Source organism: Prochlorococcus sp. MIT2309 (assembly GCF_059772305.1).
In genome coordinates this window covers 1,678,497-1,698,441 of record NZ_CM186282.1, presented here as the reverse complement: position 1 = coordinate 1,698,441, position 19,945 = coordinate 1,678,497, and the positions used below count along the sequence as shown (strand labels likewise).

Below are 19,945 nucleotides of genomic sequence, written 5' to 3'. Positions count from 1 at the left end.
ATGACTGTTGCTGCCCCTTCCTCAAATCAAAACTCACCAACAAGCCTTCAGCCAAAGGGATGGTTGAGGTATTTCAGCTTTAGTCTTGACCATAAAGTGATAGGTCTTCAATATCTAGTCTGTGGTTTTGCTTTTTATCTAATAGGTGGGTCGCTTGCAAGTGCCATGCGAATAGAACTTACTAGTCCAATTTCAGATTTCATGCCAAGAGACGTTTACAACCAAGTCTTAACTCTTCATGGGACAATTATGATTTTCCTTTGGATTGTTCCTGTTATTAATGGCGCATTCGGTAACTATCTAATACCTTTTTACGTTGGTGCAAGAGATATGGCATTCCCAAGGCTTAATGCTGTTGCCTTTTGGTTAATTCCACCAGCTGGTCTAATGTTAATCGGTAGCTATTTCATCAATGGTGCAGCTCAAGCTGGCTGGACTGCCTACCCTCCTTTAAGCATCACTACTCCTGCTGCAGGTCAAATAATATGGATACTCAGTGTTTTGTTGCTGGGAGGAAGCTCAATATTTGGGGGGATCAATTTCATATCAACAATACTCAAATTGCGCAGGCCTGGTCTGAAGCTTATGCAATTACCAATGTATTGCTGGGCAATGCTTGGGACTAGTATATTAGTCGTTTTAGCGACGCCAGTATTGGCAGGGACTCTTATACTTTTGAGTTTTGATATTGTCGCTCATACAGGTTTTTTTAACCCTGTACTTGGCGGCAATGTAATTGTTTATCAGCATCTCTTTTGGTTTTACTCTCACCCTGCTGTATACATAATGGTTTTACCTGCTTTTGGATTGGTCAGCGAAATATTACCCATACATAGTAGAAAACCTCTTTTCGGTTATACAACCATGGTCTTTTCAATAATGGCTATTGTTGTTCTTGGTCTAATAGTGTGGGCACATCATATGTTTACAAGCGGGACTCCGCCATGGATGAGACTGTTTTTCACTATCGCAACAGCTTTTATTGCTGTTCCCACGGGTATAAAGTTTTTCAATTGGGTGGCTACTCTTTGGGGTGGGAAAATATCTTTAAATAGTGCAATACTGTTTTCATGTGGTTTTATCGTAAATTTTGTACTAGGGGGGATAACTGGTGTTGCTCTTGCGCAAGTTCCTTTTGATGTACATGTCCACGACACCTACTTTGTAGTAGCCCATTTTCATTATATCGTCTACGGCGGATCAGTTTTTGTCATATTCTCCTCTGTATACCATTGGTATCCAAAAGTTACCGGTCGTCTTTTAAATGAATCCCTTGGTAGACTCCATTTCATTCTTACATTTGTAGGTTTCAATCTATGCTTCGCCCCTCAACATTGGCTTGGATTAAATGGTATGCCGCGACGAGTAGCTGAGTATGACCCTCAATTCACTTTGGTAAATCAATTTAGCAGTGCTGGAGCCTTATTAATGGCAATAAGTACTCTTCCTTTCCTTTGGAATATCATCAATAGTGCTTTTAATGGAGAAATAGCGGGCGACAACCCTTGGAAAGCTCTAACACCGGAGTGGTTAACATCATCCCCACCACCTGTAGAGAATTGGATAGGAGAAGCTCCTTTAGTTTCTGAACCATACGGCTACGGTTCAGAAACTGGTAAAGACAATTATGATAAACAACAAGAAAAGCTCAATTCAACATCAAATAACTAATGACTAGTATTACCTCCACTGATAAAGATGCTTCAGAGGAGCAAGAAATTTCGGCTGAGACAAATATTGCTGAACATCAAGATCATCGCTTATTTGGTCTTGTTGCCTTTCTAGTTGCTGATGGAATGACATTTGCAGGTTTTTTTGCGGCCTACCTAACTTTCAAAGCAGTTAACCCTCTCCTCCCAGATGCGATATACGAACTAGAGCTCCCTCTACCAACAATCAATACAATTTTGCTTTTAATAAGCAGTGCAACATTTCATAAAGCAGCTAAGGCCCTTACTAAAAAAAATTCTTCCTTGTGCCAAAGGTGGTTATTAGTAACTGCTGGGCTTGGCCTGGCTTTCTTAGCCAGCCAAATGATTGAGTACTTTACTCTTCCTTTTGGACTTACAGACAATCTTTATGCAAGTACTTTTTACGCTCTTACTGGTTTTCATGGCCTTCATGTAACTCTTGGTACCATTATGATTTTCATAATTTGGTGGCAAACTCGTGTTCCGGGAGGTCGGGTAAACGTATCAAATATGTTCCCTCTCGAAGCGACAGAACTGTATTGGCATTTCGTAGATGGTATTTGGGTCGTTTTGTTCATCATCCTTTACCTACTTTAAACCTATAAATTGATACCAATTAGAAGGATTGCAATTATTTTGTTGCCACAATTCCAGTTATTCGTCAGAATTAATACAATTAAATAAAACAGGTAAATGCTTGTCGGAAAAGAACTACTTGATAAAAACAGATCCTTATGCCATTTGTCAGAGGATGAGATTGCCAAAGGGTGCGGATATGTAGGCCCTAGCGGGAGAGTTCTACGTAAAAGTTTTTACAGAGCGCTAGTAGAAGCAAAAGGTATTAAGCTTAGATCAAATGGACCAGGCAGAGCAGGAAATAGATCTTCAAGGGGAAGACAAGCCGAGTTCAGAACTCGTGTTCATGGAAACGGTAATCTGCTTATTGGACATGCCTATACAAAAAAACTTGGACTAGAACCTGGGCAAGAATTTAAAATTGATGTTAGGAAAGATACTGGAGCTATCTATTTGGTCCCATTGAAATAACGCCTTCGCTTACACCCATCCGTGAGTTGAAAGCCATTCGGTTGAAATGCTTTCTGATTTATCAACTGACTCTTTTTGCATCATTAATAATCTCTCAGCATATTTAGCGATCATATCTGCCTCAAGATTTACAAAATCTCCTACTGATAAATTTTTCAAAGTTGTGTTCATCCATGTATGAGGGATGACTGCTACTTCAAAATTCATCCCATTTTCTGAGAATCTTGCAACCGTGAGACTAATCCCATTAATACAAATACTTCCTTTCTCACAAATGTATTTTGTGTAAGATTTATTATGCCAACTTATCTCTATATTCCAAGATGTTTTCAAATTTTGAATTTGCAAAACCTTTCCGAGCCCATCGATGTGGCCACTAACAAGATGTCCTCCTAATCTGTCGTTTAGCCTAAGAGCTGGTTCAAGATTTACAAAATCATTTCTTTTGGCCTTCCACCCCAAAGTTGTCCTATCAAGGGTCTCCTGACTTACATCAGCCTGAAAGCTTTCATTCGTTACGTGGGTTGCAGTCAGGCAAACCCCATCAACAGCGACACTATCACCAATAACTATTTCAGAGAAATCTTTAGATGTTTCGATCCTTAATCTTTCTCCCTCAAGGCGGAGTCTTCCTTCTCCTTGAATTAATCCTGTAAACATTGGTTGATGTCCGTCAAAAAGGTCATAATTTTTTTATTAATCATTCAAAAGTCCTAATAATCGGATTCACAATCCTCTTAATGAAAAAGATGTAAAGCATCATAAATATTATCTCATGCAAATACAAAAGAAATAGAATTATCTCTATGACTAATCAAATTAGAAGAAATTTTGGGCAAGGGCCAGCTGTGAGTTTATTTACGCTGGGAACAATGAGATCAATAGATAATTCAAAACAAATGCGTAATGTAGTCAAATCTGCTTGTCAAGCTGGAATTAACCACATAGAGACTTCTCCGGTATATGGAAAAGCTGAGGAGTATCTAGGATCAGCAATTAGCAACCTAGCCCGTAATGGAATTCAACCGCAAAATGGTTGGGTAATTACCAGCAAAATCCTTCCAGGAATTTCTTTTGAGAATGGGAAACATCAACTAAAAGCAATTTTAAAAAGACTTGGTTTACAAAAAATAGACAATCTTGCAATCCATGGATTAAATCTTTTTGATCACCTTGAATGGTCTCTAAATGGTGATGGGAGGCTCCTTATCGATTGGGCAAAAAAAGAAAATCTCATAGGGCAGATAGGTTTCAGCTCCCATGGGGAACTGTCTTTAATAAAACAAGCTATCAATAGTAAAGGATTTACTTTTTGTAGTCTCCATCTTCACTTGTTTGATCCTGCGAGGATTCCATTAGCAAAATTGGCAATTAAAAAAGGTATGGGAGTAATGGCTATATCTCCCGCAGACAAAGGTGGTCGACTACAGAATCCCAGTCAAACTCTGGTTGAAGATTGCAAACCGATAAGTCCTTTAGAACTCGCATATAGATTTTTACTGGGGAATGGAATTTCCACACTTACGATTGGTGCAAGATGCACAGATGACCTAGAACTTCCCAGAAAATTATCTCGCGCTGATGGCCCCTTAAATATTCAGGAAAAGAAAATCATTGATCACATTCAAAAAATACAACGCGCAAGATTAGGCGATACTTTTTGTGGTCAATGTCGAAAATGTTTACCTTGCCCAAGTAATATTCCAATTACTGAAATATTAAGACTTAGAAACCTATCACTAGCCCATGAAATGAAAGCATATGCAAAAGAAAGATATAACCTCATTAATAGAGCTGGTCATTGGTGGGAAACTGTAAATGCGGTTGCATGTGACAATTGTGGAGAATGCCTACCGAGGTGTCCCTACAATCTTCATATTCCAGATCTTTTGAAAGAAACTCATATAAATTTAAGAGACAAGCCAAGTAAACGTCTATGGGGCTGACTCAATCCAGCGTTTTACCAGGTCATTTTTTTTATCTATAGTCAATGGAGTTAAAGACCAACATTTATCCCAAATATTTTTTGATGGTGGAATAAATGAGTTGAAGTCACTGCGAAAATTTATTTTTTTATCTAAAATTTTCGGGTATGGTATCGGAGGTATCCATCCATCTATCAAAAGTTTTTTAATTGACTCTGATTCCCAGGATTGCTTTAACCAATTCAACGAAAATTCATAGTTACTATAAGTTGGTTGAACAAAAACAGTCCAATTAAGTGGTGCTCCCATTTTTGGCAAAGCCACTTTTAAACGAGGATCTTGTTTAATGTTTTTGATACATCTTTGAAGAGGAAGAATTGCTAATCTAGCTCTCCCAGAGATGAGCCAATTCATAGCATTTCTGTCATCAAAAGTTTTTACTTGATGTCTTAATATTTTCAACGCATCAGGTTCGCCAATCCGATCGGCAATTGACATCATCAGTCGGGGACTATTAGGAAAAACAATTTGCTTTTTTAGATTTTGGTCAAGCAAAACATCCCAAGCTAAATTAGCTCTATCAAGCCATTGTCCTCCATTTCTAAAAATCATTACCCATGGACTCGCCCCAATAGGAAGTATTTTTTTATAAAAATCACTTCCAAACCCATCAATGAAATCTTGAGCTTGATTGTCTAAAGATGAATAAATATCATCCTTACAGATATTTTTTAGAACCGAATGAGATAAACCCTCAAGCCATCCATCTTGATATGCAACTAAGTCGCTAGTCTCTAAATTATCAAATACTCTTGGGTCAAGAGTTTCCTTATAATCAAAAGCTTCAAAACGCCAATTTGGAGGCAAAGACTTCATTACCTGTCTGGGAATTGTATCTTTATCACCTTTGAGAACATATTTATTTGATGGCTTTGTACAACCAATCAAACTTAAGAGGCCGGATCCCAAAATAACTTTCAGGAAATGACGTCGTGCTATTAAAAAGTTTTTCATTAATAAGACATTAAACCTTAATACAAAATCTTCAAGGTTTATTTTTAATCAGTTCATATGTAGCCATTTCACAGGCTTGTACTAATTCCGAGATTTTTATTCCCTTTAATTGCGCTAAAAAAGACAGTGCACCTGCACCCACTCCCTCTTTAATATATCCAAGTTCATAATCTCCTAATAATTTTTGTTTACTACCCTTGAACCTCAATCCACTGGAAAAAGAAATCATATCAACCTCAAAAAAAGTTGACAATAAATGAAGTAATTTTGTAAAAACCCCCGCATCCGCATCCTCGTACTGAAAGTCACCTTCCGCCAACCAGGATGTTGTGACGATTGTAATGCCTCCTACAAAGTCTGCTCTAAGACAAGGTTCAATCTCATTCAAAGCTAATGCTAAAACTGCAATCATTTGACTTCCTCCACCAAGAATCACAGATTGATCAGCCAGTCTTGCCCCTATTAAAAGAGAACAAGCAAAAACTTGAAAAGGATCACCAACTGAAGAGAGAACTTTTCTTGTTGTTGGGTTAGCTTTTAGACAAGCGGCTTTTAGTCCTTTTTCTATAAGTTTTCGTTTTAATTCACAAGGCGGATTCAAAACACTTCCAGTAGCCAAGTTATCTACTTTTAAACCTAAGCCAGCCAAAACAGCCTGGGCTGTAGTAGTTCCTCCTGGAACACATTCAGTAATTAATAACGGTTCATGAAGATTTAATCCAATTTCGTAACCACTATTCCAAAGTTTATCGACTCTTGCATCAGCTAAAGCACTACCAGTACTGAGACAATTTGACGGACCCAGATTAGTTGACTCAATTTCAGTATGATCGAATGAAGGAGATTGCAGTAAACCAGCTGTATATATTTTTGGCTTTAAATCAAGGTATTTTGACGCCACATAACTAATTAATGCTGGAGAGACACCACCTGGCAATTTAGGCAAAGACCATTCCCTTGATGAAAGAGGGCCTTTGATAATTAATTCTGCATCTGCTATTGCCGTAAAGCGCCTCAATTGAGCAGTAGCACCCGCCCAGGAAATTCCATCTACTTCTGAGGTTTTTGTGCCAGCTAGTATCAAAAAAAAGTTGAGTTTATCTAAAGAGTTCTTCCATTTATCGATTACTTTATCCACATTATTTTTTAGACAATATGAACAGTAAGCATTAATGCCGTCAAATACTGGGAATTTATAAATTCTCATACTCAAAGCAATTTCACAAGTTATCTAATGTAATGAAACCATTTAAAAGGTTAGGGGGATCAGGCATTGATACCTGTAACCTAGGAAAAATCCAAAAAGCGAGTGCATGCAAAGACAATACAAACACCATCTCCTGAAGAACTACTAAAGACATCCCAACAAGCTGAACCTGGGTCATATCAGGTACAAAAGGAATATTCAATAAATCTACTATTTGTTCCATTAGGGAAGAACCTGCTCGAGTGATAATTACCCAAAGATTTTCACCTACTAATACTGACAGAACGACAACTCTAACTAAGAAACCAATAGTGCCTATAAGAACTCCTCCGAACCAACTTAACCACCAATTGAATCTTTTATACCAACAAAATCCTAACCATACTGACAGTAACCCATATGGGAATAGTATGAGAGGGCCTCTGATAGGTCCCATTAAAACAGCTAAAAGCAATACTGCTAGAGAAAGACCTTCAAAACCAGTTTTTATACCTCTACGCATAAGTAGTAAAGATAAAGGCAATGGCAACGCTAGGCGGAAAATAGCCCCACCTATTGGCAAATAATATAGAGCTATCCATATGAGTGACGTTGTCGCAGCCAAGTATGATGTCTCAACAATCATCGAAGCCTTATTTTTAGTTAATTTTTCATCTTTTTGTGAAAACTCAGAGGATGAATTATTCTTTATGATTCTCAAAATTGATTACCTCTCTTTGCTGAGGATTTTTTAGGAATATTTTTATTTAGACGCTCAATTTTTTCCACCTCAAATTTAACACCTGCTTCCCTTAATGCTTTTGTTAGAGACTCCCCTGGCGCGGAGGGATCACTTGCGGCAAGCCTAAGTATTACTCTATATGGAATAGCTTTAGGATTTTTCTCATTACTTCTATTTTTAATTATCGATATTTTTTTTTGGAATTTTTCTTCCGATTTATTTCTTTTATTTTCTCTATTAGTAACTTTTGGAGCATTCAACTCTGTTTTTGGAACTGATGAACTTTTAATTAAAAGTTTATTCTCTTTTTGAGTTGCTTTAGGTAATAATTTTTCAGGAACATCGAAATTATCAGATAATTGTCTTCCAATTTGAGCATTTTGGCAGCCTTGTAGTAAAAAAATCAAAAAAAGAGCTTTGAATATTATTAGTAATAAGTGATTTTTTGACTGAAAAGATTTCATTTATTGTCTTTCGATTTAATAATTCTTACTGAACTAGCTCTGAGTTTTCCCGTTTTCGTCAAAGCAGGTGATTTAGTAGTTGTTTTCTTTGTTGCTTTTTTTGTTGTTTTCTTTGTTGTTTTTTCAGATTTGATTGCTGACTTTTTTTTAGGCGATTTTGATCGTGATGTCTTCTTACTGGCCATCTTCTCTGCTAGTAAAACTACGGCTTCCTCCAAGGTAATATCATCACTACTTTTACCTTCAGGTAAGGAAGCATTTATTTTGCCTTGCTTCACATACTGACCATAAGGGCCATCAAAAACTTGAATATTTTCTTTACTACCTTTTGGAGCTCCAAGATCCTTCAATGCTGTTCTACCTCCTCTCCCTCTTTTAGGCATTGCTAATAATTCCAAAGCTCTACTAAGATCAACTTCAAGCACATCATCCTCAGCCTTTAGAGACCTATAGTCTTTTTCACCCTTTCCTTTATTCCAGACGATGTAAGGTCCAAATCTTCCAAGACCTGCTTGGATTTTACCTCCATCACTATGTTCTCCTAATAATCTTGGTAATCTGAGCAAACCTAATGCATCTTCCAAAGTGAGATTTTCCGATTTCACATCTTTTGGTAAGGAAGATCTTTTTGGTTTTGGATTTTCGTCTGAAATTTGACCTCTTTGAACATAAGGTCCATATTTTCCCAAAAGTAAATAAATATCTTCATCTGTTTCAGGATCTTTACCAATTGACTCAGGTCCTTGAGCTTTCTGTTTCAATATCTGCTCTGCTTTTTCCTCATCAAGATCAGCTGGAGTTGTTTCCTCTGGAATTGATGCAGTTATTGGTTTACCGTCATCCCCGAGCTGTTTGGATTCAAGATAAGTTCCATACTTACCAAGACGAACAAGGCAAGATAACCCCTCCAGTGAAACCGATCGAAATTCACCACCGTCTATGTCTCCCTCTCTTTTTTGGACTTGCGACTCAAGACCTTTATCACCCTTATAGAAACTTTTTAAATATGGTAACCACTGGACTTTTCCGGTAGATATTTCATCGAGAGTTGTCTCCATTCTAGCTGTAAAACTAGTATCAACTAACTCTGGGAAATGCTCCTCAAGCAAGGCGGTTACTGCAAATGCAGTAAAACTTGGAGTGAGAGAATTATTTTGAAGTACGGAATATCCCCTGTCAACAATAGTCCCGATAATACTTGCATAGGTTGAAGGTCTACCAATCCCCTCTTTCTCAAGAGTTTTTACCAAAGAAGCTTCGCTAAATCTGGCTGGGGGTTGGGTTTGATGACTAAATGATTCAACTTTTGTTGGAGTGGGTATATCTCCAACAGCAAGTGAAGGTAAAAGAATTTCTTGTCCTTCCAAAGCAATCTCCGGATCATCGCTACCTTCTACATAAGCTCTGAAAAAACCCGGAAAATCAATTCTTTTTCCATTTGAACGAAAAATCGCATCTCCAACCTCTAAGTCCACAGAAAGCATTGTCAGCCTTGCATCAGGCATTTGACTTGCAACTGTTCTCTTCCAAATTAGTTCGTAGAGAGCTAAATCTCTTGATTTGAGACCAGTATCTAATGGAGCCTTAAAAAATTCCCCAGCTGGTCTAATTGCCTCATGCGCCTCCTGTGCATTTCTTGTTTTATTACTGAATTGTCGTGGCTTTTCAATTAAATAGTCTTTTCCATATTTTGACATTACACAATCTCTTGCAGCTTTAACTGCCTGATCAGATAAATGAACTGAGTCGGTTCGCATATAGGTTATGTAACCTCGCTCATACAAACCTTGAGCACATCGCATTGTCTCCCTTGCTGAGAGGCGTAGCTTTCTATTTGCTTCCTGTTGAAGTGTGCTTGTAGTAAATGGGGGAACAGGTCTCCTTAAAGTTGGTTTTTCATCAACTGACTTAACAGTCCACTTACAATTTTTTGTTTCTCTCTCAAGATTTTTAGCCTCTAATTCCTCTAGGAGATGCACTTTTGACCCCTCTTTAAGCTTCCCCGTGCTTTCGTCAAAATCACTTCCTGAAGCTATTCTTTTCCCTTTGAAAATTACCAATCTCGAATCAAAACTACTGTCTTTATTTGATAATTTTGCTTTTAAATCCCAATAATTTCCACTTCTGAAGGCTCGTCTAGCTCTTTCTCTTTGAACTAAAAGTCTGACGGCTACTGATTGAACCCGTCCAGCTGATAACCCCCAAGCAACCTTTTTCCAGAGAAGCGGTGAAAGAGTGTACCCCACAAGACGATCCAAAATTCTTCTAGTTTCCTGGGCATGGACAAGTTCGATATCAACTTCTCTAGTTTTGGACAAGGCTTTAGAAATTGCCTCTTTTGTAATTTCATGAAATACCATCCTTTTAACAGGTATTTTTGGTGCGAGAAGTTGCATTAAGTGCCAACTTATACTTTCTCCCTCACGATCTTCATCAGTTGCAAGGAGAAGCTCTTCTGCATCTTTTAGGGAGGCTTTTAACTCCTTAACTACCTTTTTCTTATCTTTTGGGACTACATAAATTGGTTCAAAATCAGCTGTAGTATTAACCCCAATTTTTGCCCATTTCTGCGCTTTTTGTGCGGCAGGAATTTCACTTGCATTGTTAGGTAGGTCTCTAACATGCCCCATTGAGGCAATAACCTCAAACCCTTTCGGTAAGAAGCTACGAATAGTTTTAGCCTTTGTTGGGCTCTCTACGATTACTAATGTGTGCGCCATAGGCGGACAAGTGATCTTTATCTCTATCTATCCCACCATGGTGCAAAATGCATAGAGTATCAACATTTGAAAGGAATCTTTCATAACCTAGCTAAAGTCTCTATTAAAGCCTGGATACTAATTGTCCATGGCTGAGACATCCCTCTAAATCAGACTTTTAACTCATGAGTGCTCCAGTTGAGCTGCTTAATCTATCTCTAAATGCTAAAGCTGTTCTCCCTGAGGGATGTGTTCTTTTGGCAATGCTTGGGACCCTTCTTGTTGATTTAGCAGGAGAGGAAACTGCAGCAAAATGGTCACCACCCATCTGCTATTTGGGACTGGGTTCATCACTACTTATTCTTGCCTCACAGTGGAATGGTCCTGTTCAAGAATCTTTTCTTGGAGCATTTCTTGCGGACAACCTCGCAATAGCTTTTAGAGCTGTAATTTCATTATCAACTTTAATTTCATTACTTATCAGCTGGCGATATGCTGAAAAAAGTGGGAGTCCTGTTGGTGAATATGCGGCAATACTTCTTGCAGCAACACTTGGGGCAATGCTCCTGTGTGGATCAACAGATTTGGTGAGTGTTTTTGTATCTCTAGAAACCTTGTCGGTTGCCAGCTATCTATTGTCGGGATACATGAAGCGAGATGCTCGAAGTTCAGAAGCAGCGTTGAAATATTTACTTGTGGGCTCAGCTGCTGCTGCAGTTTTTCTTTATGGAGCCTCTCTTCTTTACGGGATAAGTGGCACAACAAGTTTGCAAGGGATAGGCAGTGAGTTACAGAACAATTCAAGTCCTCTCGTTGCGCTTGCGTTGGTTTTTGTTCTAGCAACAGTTGCTTTCAAAATAGCTGCAGTTCCATTTCATCAATGGACGCCAGATGTTTATGAAGGGTCACCCACTCCAGTAGTGGCATTCTTATCCGTTGGGTCTAAAGCTGCTGGTTTTGCCCTTGCCTTGAGAGTACTCATTGGATGTTTCAACGCTTTTGATACCCAGTGGAAACTTCTTTTTACTGTTTTGGCAATACTAAGCATGACGCTGGGCAATGTGGTAGCTCTTGCTCAAGCCTCTATGAAAAGAATGCTTGCCTACAGCTCAATTGGACAGGCAGGCTTTGTCATGATTGGCCTTGTATGTGGTACTGAAGAAGGATTTTCAGCCATGGTTCTATACATGGCTGCTTACCTTTTTATGAATCTTGGAGCCTTTGCATGCATAATTTTATTTTCAATAAGAACAGGTAGCGACAAAATTTCAGATTACGCAGGTCTTTATCAAAAAGATCCCTTAATAACTTTGGGCCTAAGTCTGTGTCTTTTGTCATTAGGAGGAATACCTCCAATGCTTGGATTTTTTGGGAAGATATACTTGTTTTTCGCTGGTTGGGCCGACGGTCAATATCTTTTGGTCTCTGTTGGTTTGGTTACATCTGTGATTTCTATTTACTACTACATTTCCGTCATTAAAATGATGGTAGTAAAGGAACCTCAAGAAGCCTCCGAAATTGTTAAAACCTATCCTCCAATCCAGTGGAAAACTATAGGTCTACCACCCCTAAGGATTGCACTCGTAACTTGTGTTTTTGTTACTGCAGTTGGAGGTATTCTATCGAACCCACTCTTTAAACTGGCAAACGACGCAGTAATTCGCACACCTTTGCTTCAAGAAGCTATTACAATTGCAAGTGATGGAGCTCTAGGTTGAAAGTTTTGAGCAATGAGGTAGCAAGTTTCCAAGGAATAAGTAAGCACTATGGAAGTGGAGGTTTAAAAGTTAAAGCCTTAGATAAAATTGATCTGCAAATCAACAAAGGCGATTATTTAGCTGTAATGGGGGCTAGCGGTTCTGGCAAAAGTACCGCAATGAACATATTGGGCTGTCTTGATCGTCCTACTACTGGAACCTATCAACTAAACGGAAGAGAACTTGAAAATCTTAATGATGATGAATTAGCCGATATTCGTAATAAAGAATTAGGTTTTGTCTTTCAGCAATTTCATCTACTACAAGAAGCTACTGCTCTTGAAAATGTCATTCTCCCAATGATCTATGCATGCGTTCCTGCAGCTAAGAGAAAAAGTCTTGCTGAAGAGGCTTTATGTAGAGTGGGCTTATCTGAAAGAATGCAAAATCTTCCCAATCAGCTCTCCGGTGGTCAACAGCAGAGAGTTGCAATCGCAAGAGCAATTATTAATCAACCTTCTCTTCTCCTAGCCGATGAACCCACGGGGGCTTTAGACTCAAAAACAACTGATGACGTTCTTGATCTTTTTGACGAACTTCATCTTCAAGGTATCACTTTAGTACTTGTAACCCACGAAGATCATGTGGCGGAAAGGGCAAAAAAAATTGCAAATTTTAAAGATGGAAAAATAATCAGTCTCATAGAAAAAAATCTATGAATCAAGATTCCCAGCGATTTATTGTTTTGACATAACCATCTCTACTTAAAATTAATTCTCCAATTTCATTAAGCCCTTCAATTTTCCAAATTAAGCCCGAAGAGGGGTCTTTAACCTGTTTAGTCCATAAAAGTTTTTCTGCATCTTTGTAAAACTTTTTGCCACTGTTGAAAAGATAAATTACCTTCTCAAAAACGAGAATTATCTCTGCTGACCATTCATCAATATCATTACTTTTTGAACCCAATAACTTTGCAATGGATGTGGCTCCGTCAGGGACTTGATTATTTAGATTTAAACCAAGTCCAATACGCGCTAATTTTGTTTTACCGCCTCGAGAGGTAACTCTGGGCAAGAAACCTGCCAATTTTTTTCCATCGACAAAAATATCATTTGGCCATTTTATTGAGGATTTAATATTTTTTGATTGAAGTAGCTCATTCATTGAGAATGCTATTGATAGTCCCAACAAGCTTGATGAATGTTTTTCTCCCTCTAAAGGAAAGGCTGCGCTGACCCAAATGCCACCCTTGGGCGAATGCCAAAATTTGCCTCTTTGCCCTATACCTTTAGTCTGACTAGAAGCAAATATAAATTTTGGGATATCATTGGGTAATTGACTGTTGGATATCCAATTAGACATCTCCACCTCAGTGCTTTTGCATCTTTCGAACCATTGAAGCTGCCAATTTAAGGTTTTAGTTGATTTTTCTCTCAAAAAATAAGAAATACGAGATAATCTATTTTTTTGAGGAAATAACACTTAAGAACTAAAAATAAAGCATAAAAAATAATAATAATATTAGTTTCTACCAATATCTTTTTTGAGTTGTTCTAATTCATCCTCGATTTCTGTAACATTAACTATCTCTATTTCATCATTTGTTTTTGATTTCATTTCATTGGTATCATCAGTGCCCTCTGGAAGAGCAGCTTTATTAGCACTTACTTTTAGATTTGCTCTTATTGACTCAAGCTCAGCCTCAATATCATCAGAATTCTCAAGTACTTTAAACTGATTTTCCAAATCGACTCCCGCCAATTCTGCTGCAGCCTGACTTGAGGCCTCAAGAGATTCCACTTTATCCTCCATTCTCTGAAAAGCTGCCATCGCAGAATTTGAATTCATTCCTCCAACAACATTTTCTAGTTGTTGCTGAGCCTGTGCTGCTTGAGCTCTAGCTTTGAGCATATCTTTTTTAGTTTTTGCTTCAGCTATTTTGTTTTCTAGAGTTATTAGGCTCCTTTTAAGTTTTTCTACATGAGTGGATTGTCCTTTAATCTGATTTTCAAGAGTAATTGAAGATTCTTTCAGAGTTTTTCTTCTTACAAGAGCTTCTTTAGCTAAGGACTCTTCTCCCTTACTTAAGGCCAGCTGTGCTCTTTCATACCAAATTTGAGTTTGTTGACTGGCTTGAGAGGATTGATTTTCCATCCTTTTTTGGCTTGCAATGGCTAAGCCAACCGCTTGTCGAAGCTTTACTAAATCATCTTGCATATCGGCCATTGATTGTTCCAATATTTTTGAGGGATCTTCGGCTTTACCTATGAGATCGTTAAGGTTTGACCTAATTAAGCGACTTAACCTATCAAAAAAACCCATTTCAAGATATTCATACTTCCTGAGGTTAGCTACATTTGAATGAAAAGAAGTAATTGCAATTATCTTTTTTTAAATATGATATGTAAGAGAAGAACCCAAAAGATTTATCAGGAGTCATAGGTGAAAGAAAATGATCAATTAGAAGGCTCTCTATCAAATTGCCTAAAAAAAATAAAAAATGACTTTAAAAAAAATAATGAACTAGCGTTGATTTCACAAAATTGGAAGAAACTTGTTGGAGAAGAATTATACTTACACTGCACGCCATTAAGCTACAAAAACAGAATTTTAATTATTGGATCAAGCCACCCACAATGGAGGCAAGCATTGTTTTATACAAGAAATAACATAATAGATTCATTAAAAATATATGGATATAAAGTAAATGATATAAAGATTAAGCAGTACCACCCTAAAAATATTGAAATCAATGAAAGTGAAAAAGATATATGGGATAAACATCCAAGCAGAATTAACGATAATGGCTTAACTATTTGTAAATTGTGTGGCAATCCTGCTCCATATGGCGAAATCATAAGATGGCATAAATGCGTATTTTGTAAGCGTAAAGAGTTTAATAATCATGATATTTAGCTTAATTCTCTAAAATCAAAATGCCCATTTGTCCGAATGCTATTTCAAAATATTTAGCCTTCTTAAAGCCTGCTTTCAATGCCAAAGAAACCTGAGATTTGCCAGAAGGGAATTCCAATAGGCTCATTTTGAGATAAGAGAAGTGATGTCCAAAACCATAAATAGTTGTCACTGGTAAGATAATCTTATCAAAATAGAATTTTTGAAAATCACTCTTTATGCATTTGTTTTTGATAATATTAAAATCTAATATTCCAGCTTTAGCACCTGGCTTAAGAAAATTCCTTATTGTTTTAAAGCCTTGAAATGGGTCAATTAAATTTCTTAATCCATAAGCCATCACTGCACCATCAAAATATTGAGGATAATTCTGCTCTTTAAAAATATCGTTATTAATCCAATCAATTGATCTTATGGGAAATTTATTTGATTTATTTTTTGCCACCTCAAGAGTCTTTTTAGCAGTATCAATTCCAACGATTTTTCCGTTTGGTTGAACTTTTTTAGCAAGATTAATTGCAAGATCTCCAGTTCCACAACATAAATCCAACCAATTTTCATTTTCAGAGGGTTTTAATAAAGTTATAAGCTTCTTTTTCCAAATTCTATGCATACCAAGACTAAGAATATCATTGAATAAATCATATCTTACTGATAAATCATCAAATAATTCCTCAACAAATTTTTCCTTATTTTTCATAAAAAGTCCTTTTTTTTGATAAATTTTGAATTAAACATTTTTATTTTAAATTACTTATTCTTCAATAGGTCTTACAAATAAGTTTTGTTTTATTAAATAATTTTTTATTTGTGAAATAGTCAAGACCCCATCATGCAATAAGGATGCTAATAAAGCAGCGGAGGCATTGCCCTCTGTAAATGCCTTTGCAATATGATCCAAAGATCCAGCACCTCCTGATGCAATTATCGGTATTGAAACTTCTTCAGAAATTGCTTTAGTTAACTCTATGTCATATCCCTGCTGAGTCCCATCTCCATCCATGGAGGTAAGAAGTATTTCGCCGGCTCCAAGCTCTGCAGCTGTTTTTGCCCATTCAATAGCATCAAGTTGGGTTTTTTTTCTTCCTCCATTTACAAAAACATCCCAGCCAGTTGAATCATTTCTTTTTCGTGCATCTATTGCAACAACTATGCACTGGCAGCCAAACCTCTCAGCCCCTTTTGAAATCAGTAATGGATCTTTTACCGCCGAGGAATTAAGGCTTATTTTATCTGCACCAGCTCTAAGAATCTCAGTAATTGATTCAACTGTTTTTATTCCACCCCCAACTGTGAAGGGTATTGTAACAACCTCAGCTGTTCTTCGCACCATTTCTATTAAGGTCTCTCGCTTTTCATGACTAGCAGCTATGTCTAAAAAAACCAATTCATCAGCACCATCCATGCTGTATTTTTGAGCGAGTTCAACTGGATCGCCAGCATCTCGCAGTCCGATGAAATTAACACCTTTGACAACCCTGCCTTCCGCCACATCTAGACAAGGAATTAAACGAAGAGCGACCATTTTTCTCAAAATTAAATTTAAAGGTGATTGAGCTGTTAAGGTTGCCCAAAACCTGCCCTCCCATAAATAAATGCCCCAGAAACTAACTCTTACAAGGATTGGGTCCAAAATCAAGGTAAATCTTGATAGAGTTAGAGACCGTATCCCCAGCAATTTAATTGAACTCCTCGAAAGCGATCCCAATGGAACTGTTCGAGACTACAAAATGACTGATGGGAAGGGAATTGGAGTTGTCCTTGAATTTAGCAATGGTCAAAAAAACTGGTTTTTTGAAGACGAAATCAAATGAAATTGGGGAATGAAAAATGAGTGACGCTCGCCAACTTCTTGGGATTAAAGGGGGGTCCGAGACTAATAATATTTGGAAGCTGCGATTGCAGCTTATGAAACCAATCACCTGGATTCCACTATTGTGGGGAGTTATTTGTGGTGCTGCAGCCAGTGGGAATTACCATTGGGAAGTCAGTAATGTACTCGCTTCAATGGCCTGCATGCTAATGAGCGGACCCCTTTTAACTGGCTATACTCAAACAATTAATGACTACTACGACAGAGAGATAGATGCTATTAATGAGCCAAACAGACCAATACCTTCAGGCGCTATATCCCTAACTCAAGTAAAAATACAAATTTGGTTTCTATTAATTGCAGGATTAGTTGTAGCATTTTGCCTGGACACATGGGCGGGTCACAACATACCTTCTGTTTTGTTGTTAGCTCTCGGTGGTTCATTTGTTAGCTATATATATTCCGCTCCACCATTGAAACTTAAACAGAATGGATGGATAGGAAATTATGCTTTGGGGGCAAGTTACATAGCATTGCCATGGTGGGCAGGACAAGCTTTATTTGGTCAATTAACATGGATAACTGCCTTGCTAACTCTTGCTTATAGCCTTGCAGGATTAGGGATAGCAGTTATAAATGATTTTAAAAGCGTTGAGGGTGATAGAGAGCTGGGCCTGAATTCATTACCCGTAGCATTTGGTATTAAAAATGCAAGCTGGATAAGTGCGGGAATGATCGATGTTTTTCAACTAATGATGGTTGCAGTTCTATTAGCTATCGGACAAAAATTTGCATCAGTAATTTTAATTTTGTTAATAATACCTCAAATAACTTTTCAAGATATTTGGCTTCTTAGAGATCCACTTACCTTCGATGTGAAATATCAGGCAAGTGCTCAACCCTTTTTAATTTTGGGAATGCTTGTTTCCGCAATTGCGATAGGACACAGCTCATTGATCACCTAAGTGTGCAATCTGCCTTAAAGCGTTACTTTTTGGTTGCCGCAGGAGCACTTTCAATCGGCTGGTTTGCAGCGATATCCGAGGATATTTTTACACAAAAAATTGACTCTCTTCTACCTGAAATAGGCAAAATAGATTCATTTAGCCGCCCAGGGACCATAACTATATTGTCAACGAATGGCAAAATAATACAGAAATTAGGGCCTGCAACAAGAGAAAAAATTGATAAGCATCAAATACCAGTTTTGATAAAGCAGGCTTTCATAGCCTCAGAAGATAGACGTTTTTACATTCATCGAGGAGTTGACTTCTGGAGTATAACAAGAGCCTTGATGAAAAATGTTAGTCAACTCTCTGTCATCGAAGGTGGTAGTACTATCTCACAACAATTGGCAAGAATTATTTTTTTAAGCCAAGAAGAAAGTATTACCAGGAAAATTAAAGAGGCAGCTCTCGCATTTAAAATAGAGCGTACTTTAAGCAAGGAAGAAATCCTTAGGCAATATTTAAATAATGTCTACCTGGGATCAAATGCATATGGAATTTCAGATGCTTCCTGGATTTATTTTTCCAAATCTCCAGACAAATTAAATCTCTCAGAAGTAGCCTTAATTGCTGGATTAGCACCAGCCCCATCAGTTTACTCTCCACTAGTAAATATTGATTTAGCAACAAGAAGGAGAGATATTGTTCTTGAGAGAATGTTTCTAGAAGGATATATCTCTAAGCAGAAGTATAATGATACCTTAAAAAGCAAAGTTTCAGTTAATCCTGCGCCACCAAAATTTTTAAAAAGTGAGGCTCCATTTTTTACAAGCTGGATCTCGAGAAAATTACCTGAGTTAATATCAAAAGAACATTTTGAAGTCGGAGGGATCACTGTTAAGACTAGCTTAAATTTAGACTGGCAAAAAAAAGCTCAGAAGACTATTCGTGATTTTAGTTATCAAAATATTGAAGGGGCTGTTGTATCGATTGAGCCTTCTAGCGGATTTGTGAGAATACTTGTTGGTGGAAAAAATTTTGATTTCAATGAATTCAATAGAGCTACTCAAGCTTTCCGATCGCCGGGATCAACTTTTAAAATTATTACTTATGCTGCAGCACTTAAACGTGGAATTACGCCCTCTGATATTTTTGAAGATAGGCCAAAATGTTGGGGAGAATATTGTCCCAAAAATTTTCGTAATAAATATCTTGGAAAAGTAAGTATCCTTGATTCTTTTAAATACTCATTAAATACAATATCTGTTGAATTACTTCATATAGTTGGTTTTGAAAATGTAATTTCTCTAGCAAATGATTTTGGAATTGGAATTGAAAGAAAACTAGAAAAATATTATCCATTAGCTGTTGGAGCTTTAGAAGAATCTGTGATAAATATGACTGCTGCATATGCTGCCCTGGCAAATGGAGGTATTTACAATAAACCAACGCCTTTTGAACAAATTATTGGTCCTGATGGAAAGATAATCTGGGAAAAAAGCACTCATGGACAAGCAAGTAAAAGAGTTATTAATCAAGAAATAGCCTCTACGATAAACAAAATGTTAATAGAAGTTGTCAACCAGGGGACAGGGAAAGCGGCAATAATACCTGGGGAAGAAGTTGCTGGTAAAACAGGCACTTCAGAGGGAGCTAGAGATATTTGGTTTATTGGTTCTCTCTCAAATTTATCTACAGGGATCTGGTTCGGCTACGACAATAGTATGCCTACAAAAAATAGTAGTGGAACTGCTGCTTATGCATGGAAAAAATTAATGAAAAGTATAAGTAATGAATAAGTTCA

The 19,945-nt window shown here is 37.4% G+C and carries 20 protein-coding genes; 10 read left to right on the top strand and 10 right to left on the bottom strand.

Translation table 11 applies throughout. The annotated features are described in order from the left end of the window. The 3 genes from ctaD (at position 1) to AC6EJA_RS09265 (ending at position 2,738) form a co-directional block, all read left to right on the top strand. Complete coding sequence (ctaD, locus tag AC6EJA_RS09275; protein WP_498502372.1) at positions 1 to 1,671, top strand: cytochrome c oxidase subunit I; 1,671 nt, start codon at positions 1 to 3, stop codon at positions 1,669 to 1,671. Next, complete coding sequence (locus AC6EJA_RS09270; RefSeq protein ID WP_498502371.1) at positions 1,671 to 2,288, top strand: cytochrome c oxidase subunit 3; 618 nt, start codon at positions 1,671 to 1,673, stop codon at positions 2,286 to 2,288. The genes ctaD and AC6EJA_RS09270 overlap by 1 nt, the downstream gene beginning before the upstream one ends. 96 nt (positions 2,289 to 2,384) lie before the next feature. Further along, entirely contained in the window at positions 2,385 to 2,738 is a 354-nt protein-coding gene (locus AC6EJA_RS09265; protein ID WP_498502370.1) for an AbrB family transcriptional regulator, read from the top strand. A 9-nt stretch (positions 2,739 to 2,747) separates the two neighbouring features. Here AC6EJA_RS09265 and AC6EJA_RS09260 read toward each other — a convergent pair whose 3' ends face one another. Then, on the bottom strand, positions 2,748 to 3,398 hold the full coding sequence (locus AC6EJA_RS09260) for a riboflavin synthase (protein ID WP_498502369.1): 651 nt from the start codon (positions 3,396 to 3,398) through the stop codon (positions 2,748 to 2,750). A 146-nt stretch (positions 3,399 to 3,544) separates the two neighbouring features. Between AC6EJA_RS09260 and AC6EJA_RS09255 the strand changes: the two genes are divergently transcribed. Beyond that, positions 3,545 to 4,684, top strand: a complete 1,140-nt coding sequence (locus tag AC6EJA_RS09255) for an aldo/keto reductase (RefSeq protein ID WP_498502368.1) — start codon at positions 3,545 to 3,547, stop codon at positions 4,682 to 4,684. Here the strand turns inward: AC6EJA_RS09255 and AC6EJA_RS09250 are convergent. The 5 genes from AC6EJA_RS09250 to topA form a co-directional block, all read right to left on the bottom strand. Continuing rightward, the gene (locus AC6EJA_RS09250) at positions 4,673 to 5,677 is read right to left on the bottom strand and encodes a type 2 periplasmic-binding domain-containing protein (protein WP_498502367.1); all 1,005 of its coding nucleotides are present in this window, start codon (positions 5,675 to 5,677) and stop codon (positions 4,673 to 4,675) included. The genes AC6EJA_RS09255 and AC6EJA_RS09250 overlap by 12 nt on opposite strands. Before the next feature lie 31 nt (positions 5,678 to 5,708). After that, positions 5,709 to 6,884 (bottom strand): nicotinate-nucleotide--dimethylbenzimidazole phosphoribosyltransferase, encoded by a 1,176-nt coding sequence (locus AC6EJA_RS09245; RefSeq protein ID WP_498502366.1) that lies wholly within the window; start codon positions 6,882 to 6,884, stop codon positions 5,709 to 5,711. A 13-nt stretch (positions 6,885 to 6,897) separates the two neighbouring features. Then, the gene (locus tag AC6EJA_RS09240) at positions 6,898 to 7,509 is read right to left on the bottom strand and encodes a DUF2232 domain-containing protein (RefSeq protein WP_498503591.1); all 612 of its coding nucleotides are present in this window, start codon (positions 7,507 to 7,509) and stop codon (positions 6,898 to 6,900) included. Between the two features lie 71 nt (positions 7,510 to 7,580). After that, positions 7,581 to 8,069, bottom strand: coding sequence for a hypothetical protein (locus AC6EJA_RS09235; RefSeq protein ID WP_498502365.1), 489 nt, complete (start codon positions 8,067 to 8,069; stop codon positions 7,581 to 7,583). Continuing rightward, on the bottom strand, positions 8,066 to 10,789 hold the full coding sequence (gene topA, locus AC6EJA_RS09230) for a type I DNA topoisomerase (RefSeq protein ID WP_498502364.1): 2,724 nt from the start codon (positions 10,787 to 10,789) through the stop codon (positions 8,066 to 8,068). Before topA ends, AC6EJA_RS09235 begins: the two co-directional genes overlap by 4 nt. A 164-nt stretch (positions 10,790 to 10,953) precedes the next feature. On the opposite strand from topA, the gene AC6EJA_RS09225 reads away from it, so the two are divergent. Then, positions 10,954 to 12,486: an NAD(P)H-quinone oxidoreductase subunit N gene (locus AC6EJA_RS09225; protein ID WP_498502363.1), complete on the top strand. Its 1,533-nt coding sequence runs from the start codon at positions 10,954 to 10,956 to the stop codon at positions 12,484 to 12,486. A 5-nt stretch (positions 12,487 to 12,491) separates the two neighbouring features. Continuing rightward, entirely contained in the window at positions 12,492 to 13,184 is a 693-nt protein-coding gene (locus AC6EJA_RS09220) for an ABC transporter ATP-binding protein (protein WP_498503590.1), read from the top strand. 1 nt (position 13,185) lies between these two features. Here AC6EJA_RS09220 and AC6EJA_RS09215 read toward each other — a convergent pair whose 3' ends face one another. Together AC6EJA_RS09215 and AC6EJA_RS09210 are read right to left on the bottom strand one after the other, a co-directional pair. Then, complete coding sequence (locus AC6EJA_RS09215; protein ID WP_498502362.1) at positions 13,186 to 13,947, bottom strand: biotin--[acetyl-CoA-carboxylase] ligase; 762 nt, start codon at positions 13,945 to 13,947, stop codon at positions 13,186 to 13,188. A gap of 39 nt (positions 13,948 to 13,986) precedes the next feature. Next, positions 13,987 to 14,787: a PspA/IM30 family protein gene (locus AC6EJA_RS09210; RefSeq protein WP_498502361.1), complete on the bottom strand. Its 801-nt coding sequence runs from the start codon at positions 14,785 to 14,787 to the stop codon at positions 13,987 to 13,989. Positions 14,788 to 14,907: 120 nt separating this feature from the next. Between AC6EJA_RS09210 and AC6EJA_RS09205 the strand changes: the two genes are divergently transcribed. Further along, positions 14,908 to 15,381, top strand: coding sequence for a DciA family protein (locus tag AC6EJA_RS09205; RefSeq protein ID WP_498502359.1), 474 nt, complete (start codon positions 14,908 to 14,910; stop codon positions 15,379 to 15,381). Position 15,382: 1 nt separating this feature from the next. Here the strand turns inward: AC6EJA_RS09205 and AC6EJA_RS09200 are convergent, their stop codons facing one another. Next, positions 15,383 to 16,081 (bottom strand): ubiquinone/menaquinone biosynthesis methyltransferase, encoded by a 699-nt coding sequence (locus tag AC6EJA_RS09200; protein ID WP_498502358.1) that lies wholly within the window; start codon positions 16,079 to 16,081, stop codon positions 15,383 to 15,385. Positions 16,082 to 16,135: 54 nt separating this feature from the next. Next, positions 16,136 to 16,906, bottom strand: a complete 771-nt coding sequence (gene hisF, locus AC6EJA_RS09195; protein ID WP_498502357.1) for an imidazole glycerol phosphate synthase subunit HisF — start codon at positions 16,904 to 16,906, stop codon at positions 16,136 to 16,138. 70 nt (positions 16,907 to 16,976) lie between these two features. On the opposite strand from hisF, the gene petP reads away from it, so the two are divergent. From petP to AC6EJA_RS09180, 3 genes are read left to right on the top strand one after another with little or no spacing between them, the layout of a single operon-like run. After that, positions 16,977 to 17,195, top strand: coding sequence for a cytochrome b6f subunit PetP (gene petP, locus AC6EJA_RS09190; protein ID WP_498502356.1), 219 nt, complete (start codon positions 16,977 to 16,979; stop codon positions 17,193 to 17,195). Between the two features lie 16 nt (positions 17,196 to 17,211). Further along, complete coding sequence (gene chlG / locus AC6EJA_RS09185) at positions 17,212 to 18,159, top strand: chlorophyll synthase ChlG (protein ID WP_498502355.1); 948 nt, start codon at positions 17,212 to 17,214, stop codon at positions 18,157 to 18,159. A gap of 2 nt (positions 18,160 to 18,161) precedes the next feature. Then, the gene (locus AC6EJA_RS09180) at positions 18,162 to 19,940 is read left to right on the top strand and encodes a transglycosylase domain-containing protein (protein WP_498502354.1); all 1,779 of its coding nucleotides are present in this window, start codon (positions 18,162 to 18,164) and stop codon (positions 19,938 to 19,940) included. Positions 19,941 to 19,945 lie beyond the last annotated feature (5 nt).

Coding starts and splice junctions, on each gene's coding strand:
- ctaD (WP_498502372.1), top strand. CDS start 1: ATGACTGTTGCTGCCCCTTCCTCAAATCAAAACTCACCAACAAGCCTT.
- AC6EJA_RS09265 (WP_498502370.1), top strand. CDS start 2,385: ATGCTTGTCGGAAAAGAACTACTTGATAAAAACAGATCCTTATGCCAT.
- topA (WP_498502364.1), bottom strand. CDS start 10,789: ATGGCGCACACATTAGTAATCGTAGAGAGCCCAACAAAGGCTAAAACT.
- AC6EJA_RS09260 (WP_498502369.1), bottom strand. CDS start 3,398: ATGTTTACAGGATTAATTCAAGGAGAAGGAAGACTCCGCCTTGAGGGA.
- AC6EJA_RS09235 (WP_498502365.1), bottom strand. CDS start 8,069: ATGAAATCTTTTCAGTCAAAAAATCACTTATTACTAATAATATTCAAA.
- AC6EJA_RS09250 (WP_498502367.1), bottom strand. CDS start 5,677: ATGAAAAACTTTTTAATAGCACGACGTCATTTCCTGAAAGTTATTTTG.
- AC6EJA_RS09245 (WP_498502366.1), bottom strand. CDS start 6,884: ATGAGAATTTATAAATTCCCAGTATTTGACGGCATTAATGCTTACTGT.
- AC6EJA_RS09210 (WP_498502361.1), bottom strand. CDS start 14,787: ATGGGTTTTTTTGATAGGTTAAGTCGCTTAATTAGGTCAAACCTTAAC.
- AC6EJA_RS09225 (WP_498502363.1), top strand. CDS start 10,954: ATGAGTGCTCCAGTTGAGCTGCTTAATCTATCTCTAAATGCTAAAGCT.
- AC6EJA_RS09255 (WP_498502368.1), top strand. CDS start 3,545: ATGACTAATCAAATTAGAAGAAATTTTGGGCAAGGGCCAGCTGTGAGT.
- chlG (WP_498502355.1), top strand. CDS start 17,212: ATGAGTGACGCTCGCCAACTTCTTGGGATTAAAGGGGGGTCCGAGACT.
- petP (WP_498502356.1), top strand. CDS start 16,977: ATGCCCCAGAAACTAACTCTTACAAGGATTGGGTCCAAAATCAAGGTA.
- AC6EJA_RS09240 (WP_498503591.1), bottom strand. CDS start 7,509: ATGATTGTTGAGACATCATACTTGGCTGCGACAACGTCACTCATATGG.
- AC6EJA_RS09270 (WP_498502371.1), top strand. CDS start 1,671: ATGACTAGTATTACCTCCACTGATAAAGATGCTTCAGAGGAGCAAGAA.
- AC6EJA_RS09200 (WP_498502358.1), bottom strand. CDS start 16,081: ATGAAAAATAAGGAAAAATTTGTTGAGGAATTATTTGATGATTTATCA.
- hisF (WP_498502357.1), bottom strand. CDS start 16,906: ATGGTCGCTCTTCGTTTAATTCCTTGTCTAGATGTGGCGGAAGGCAGG.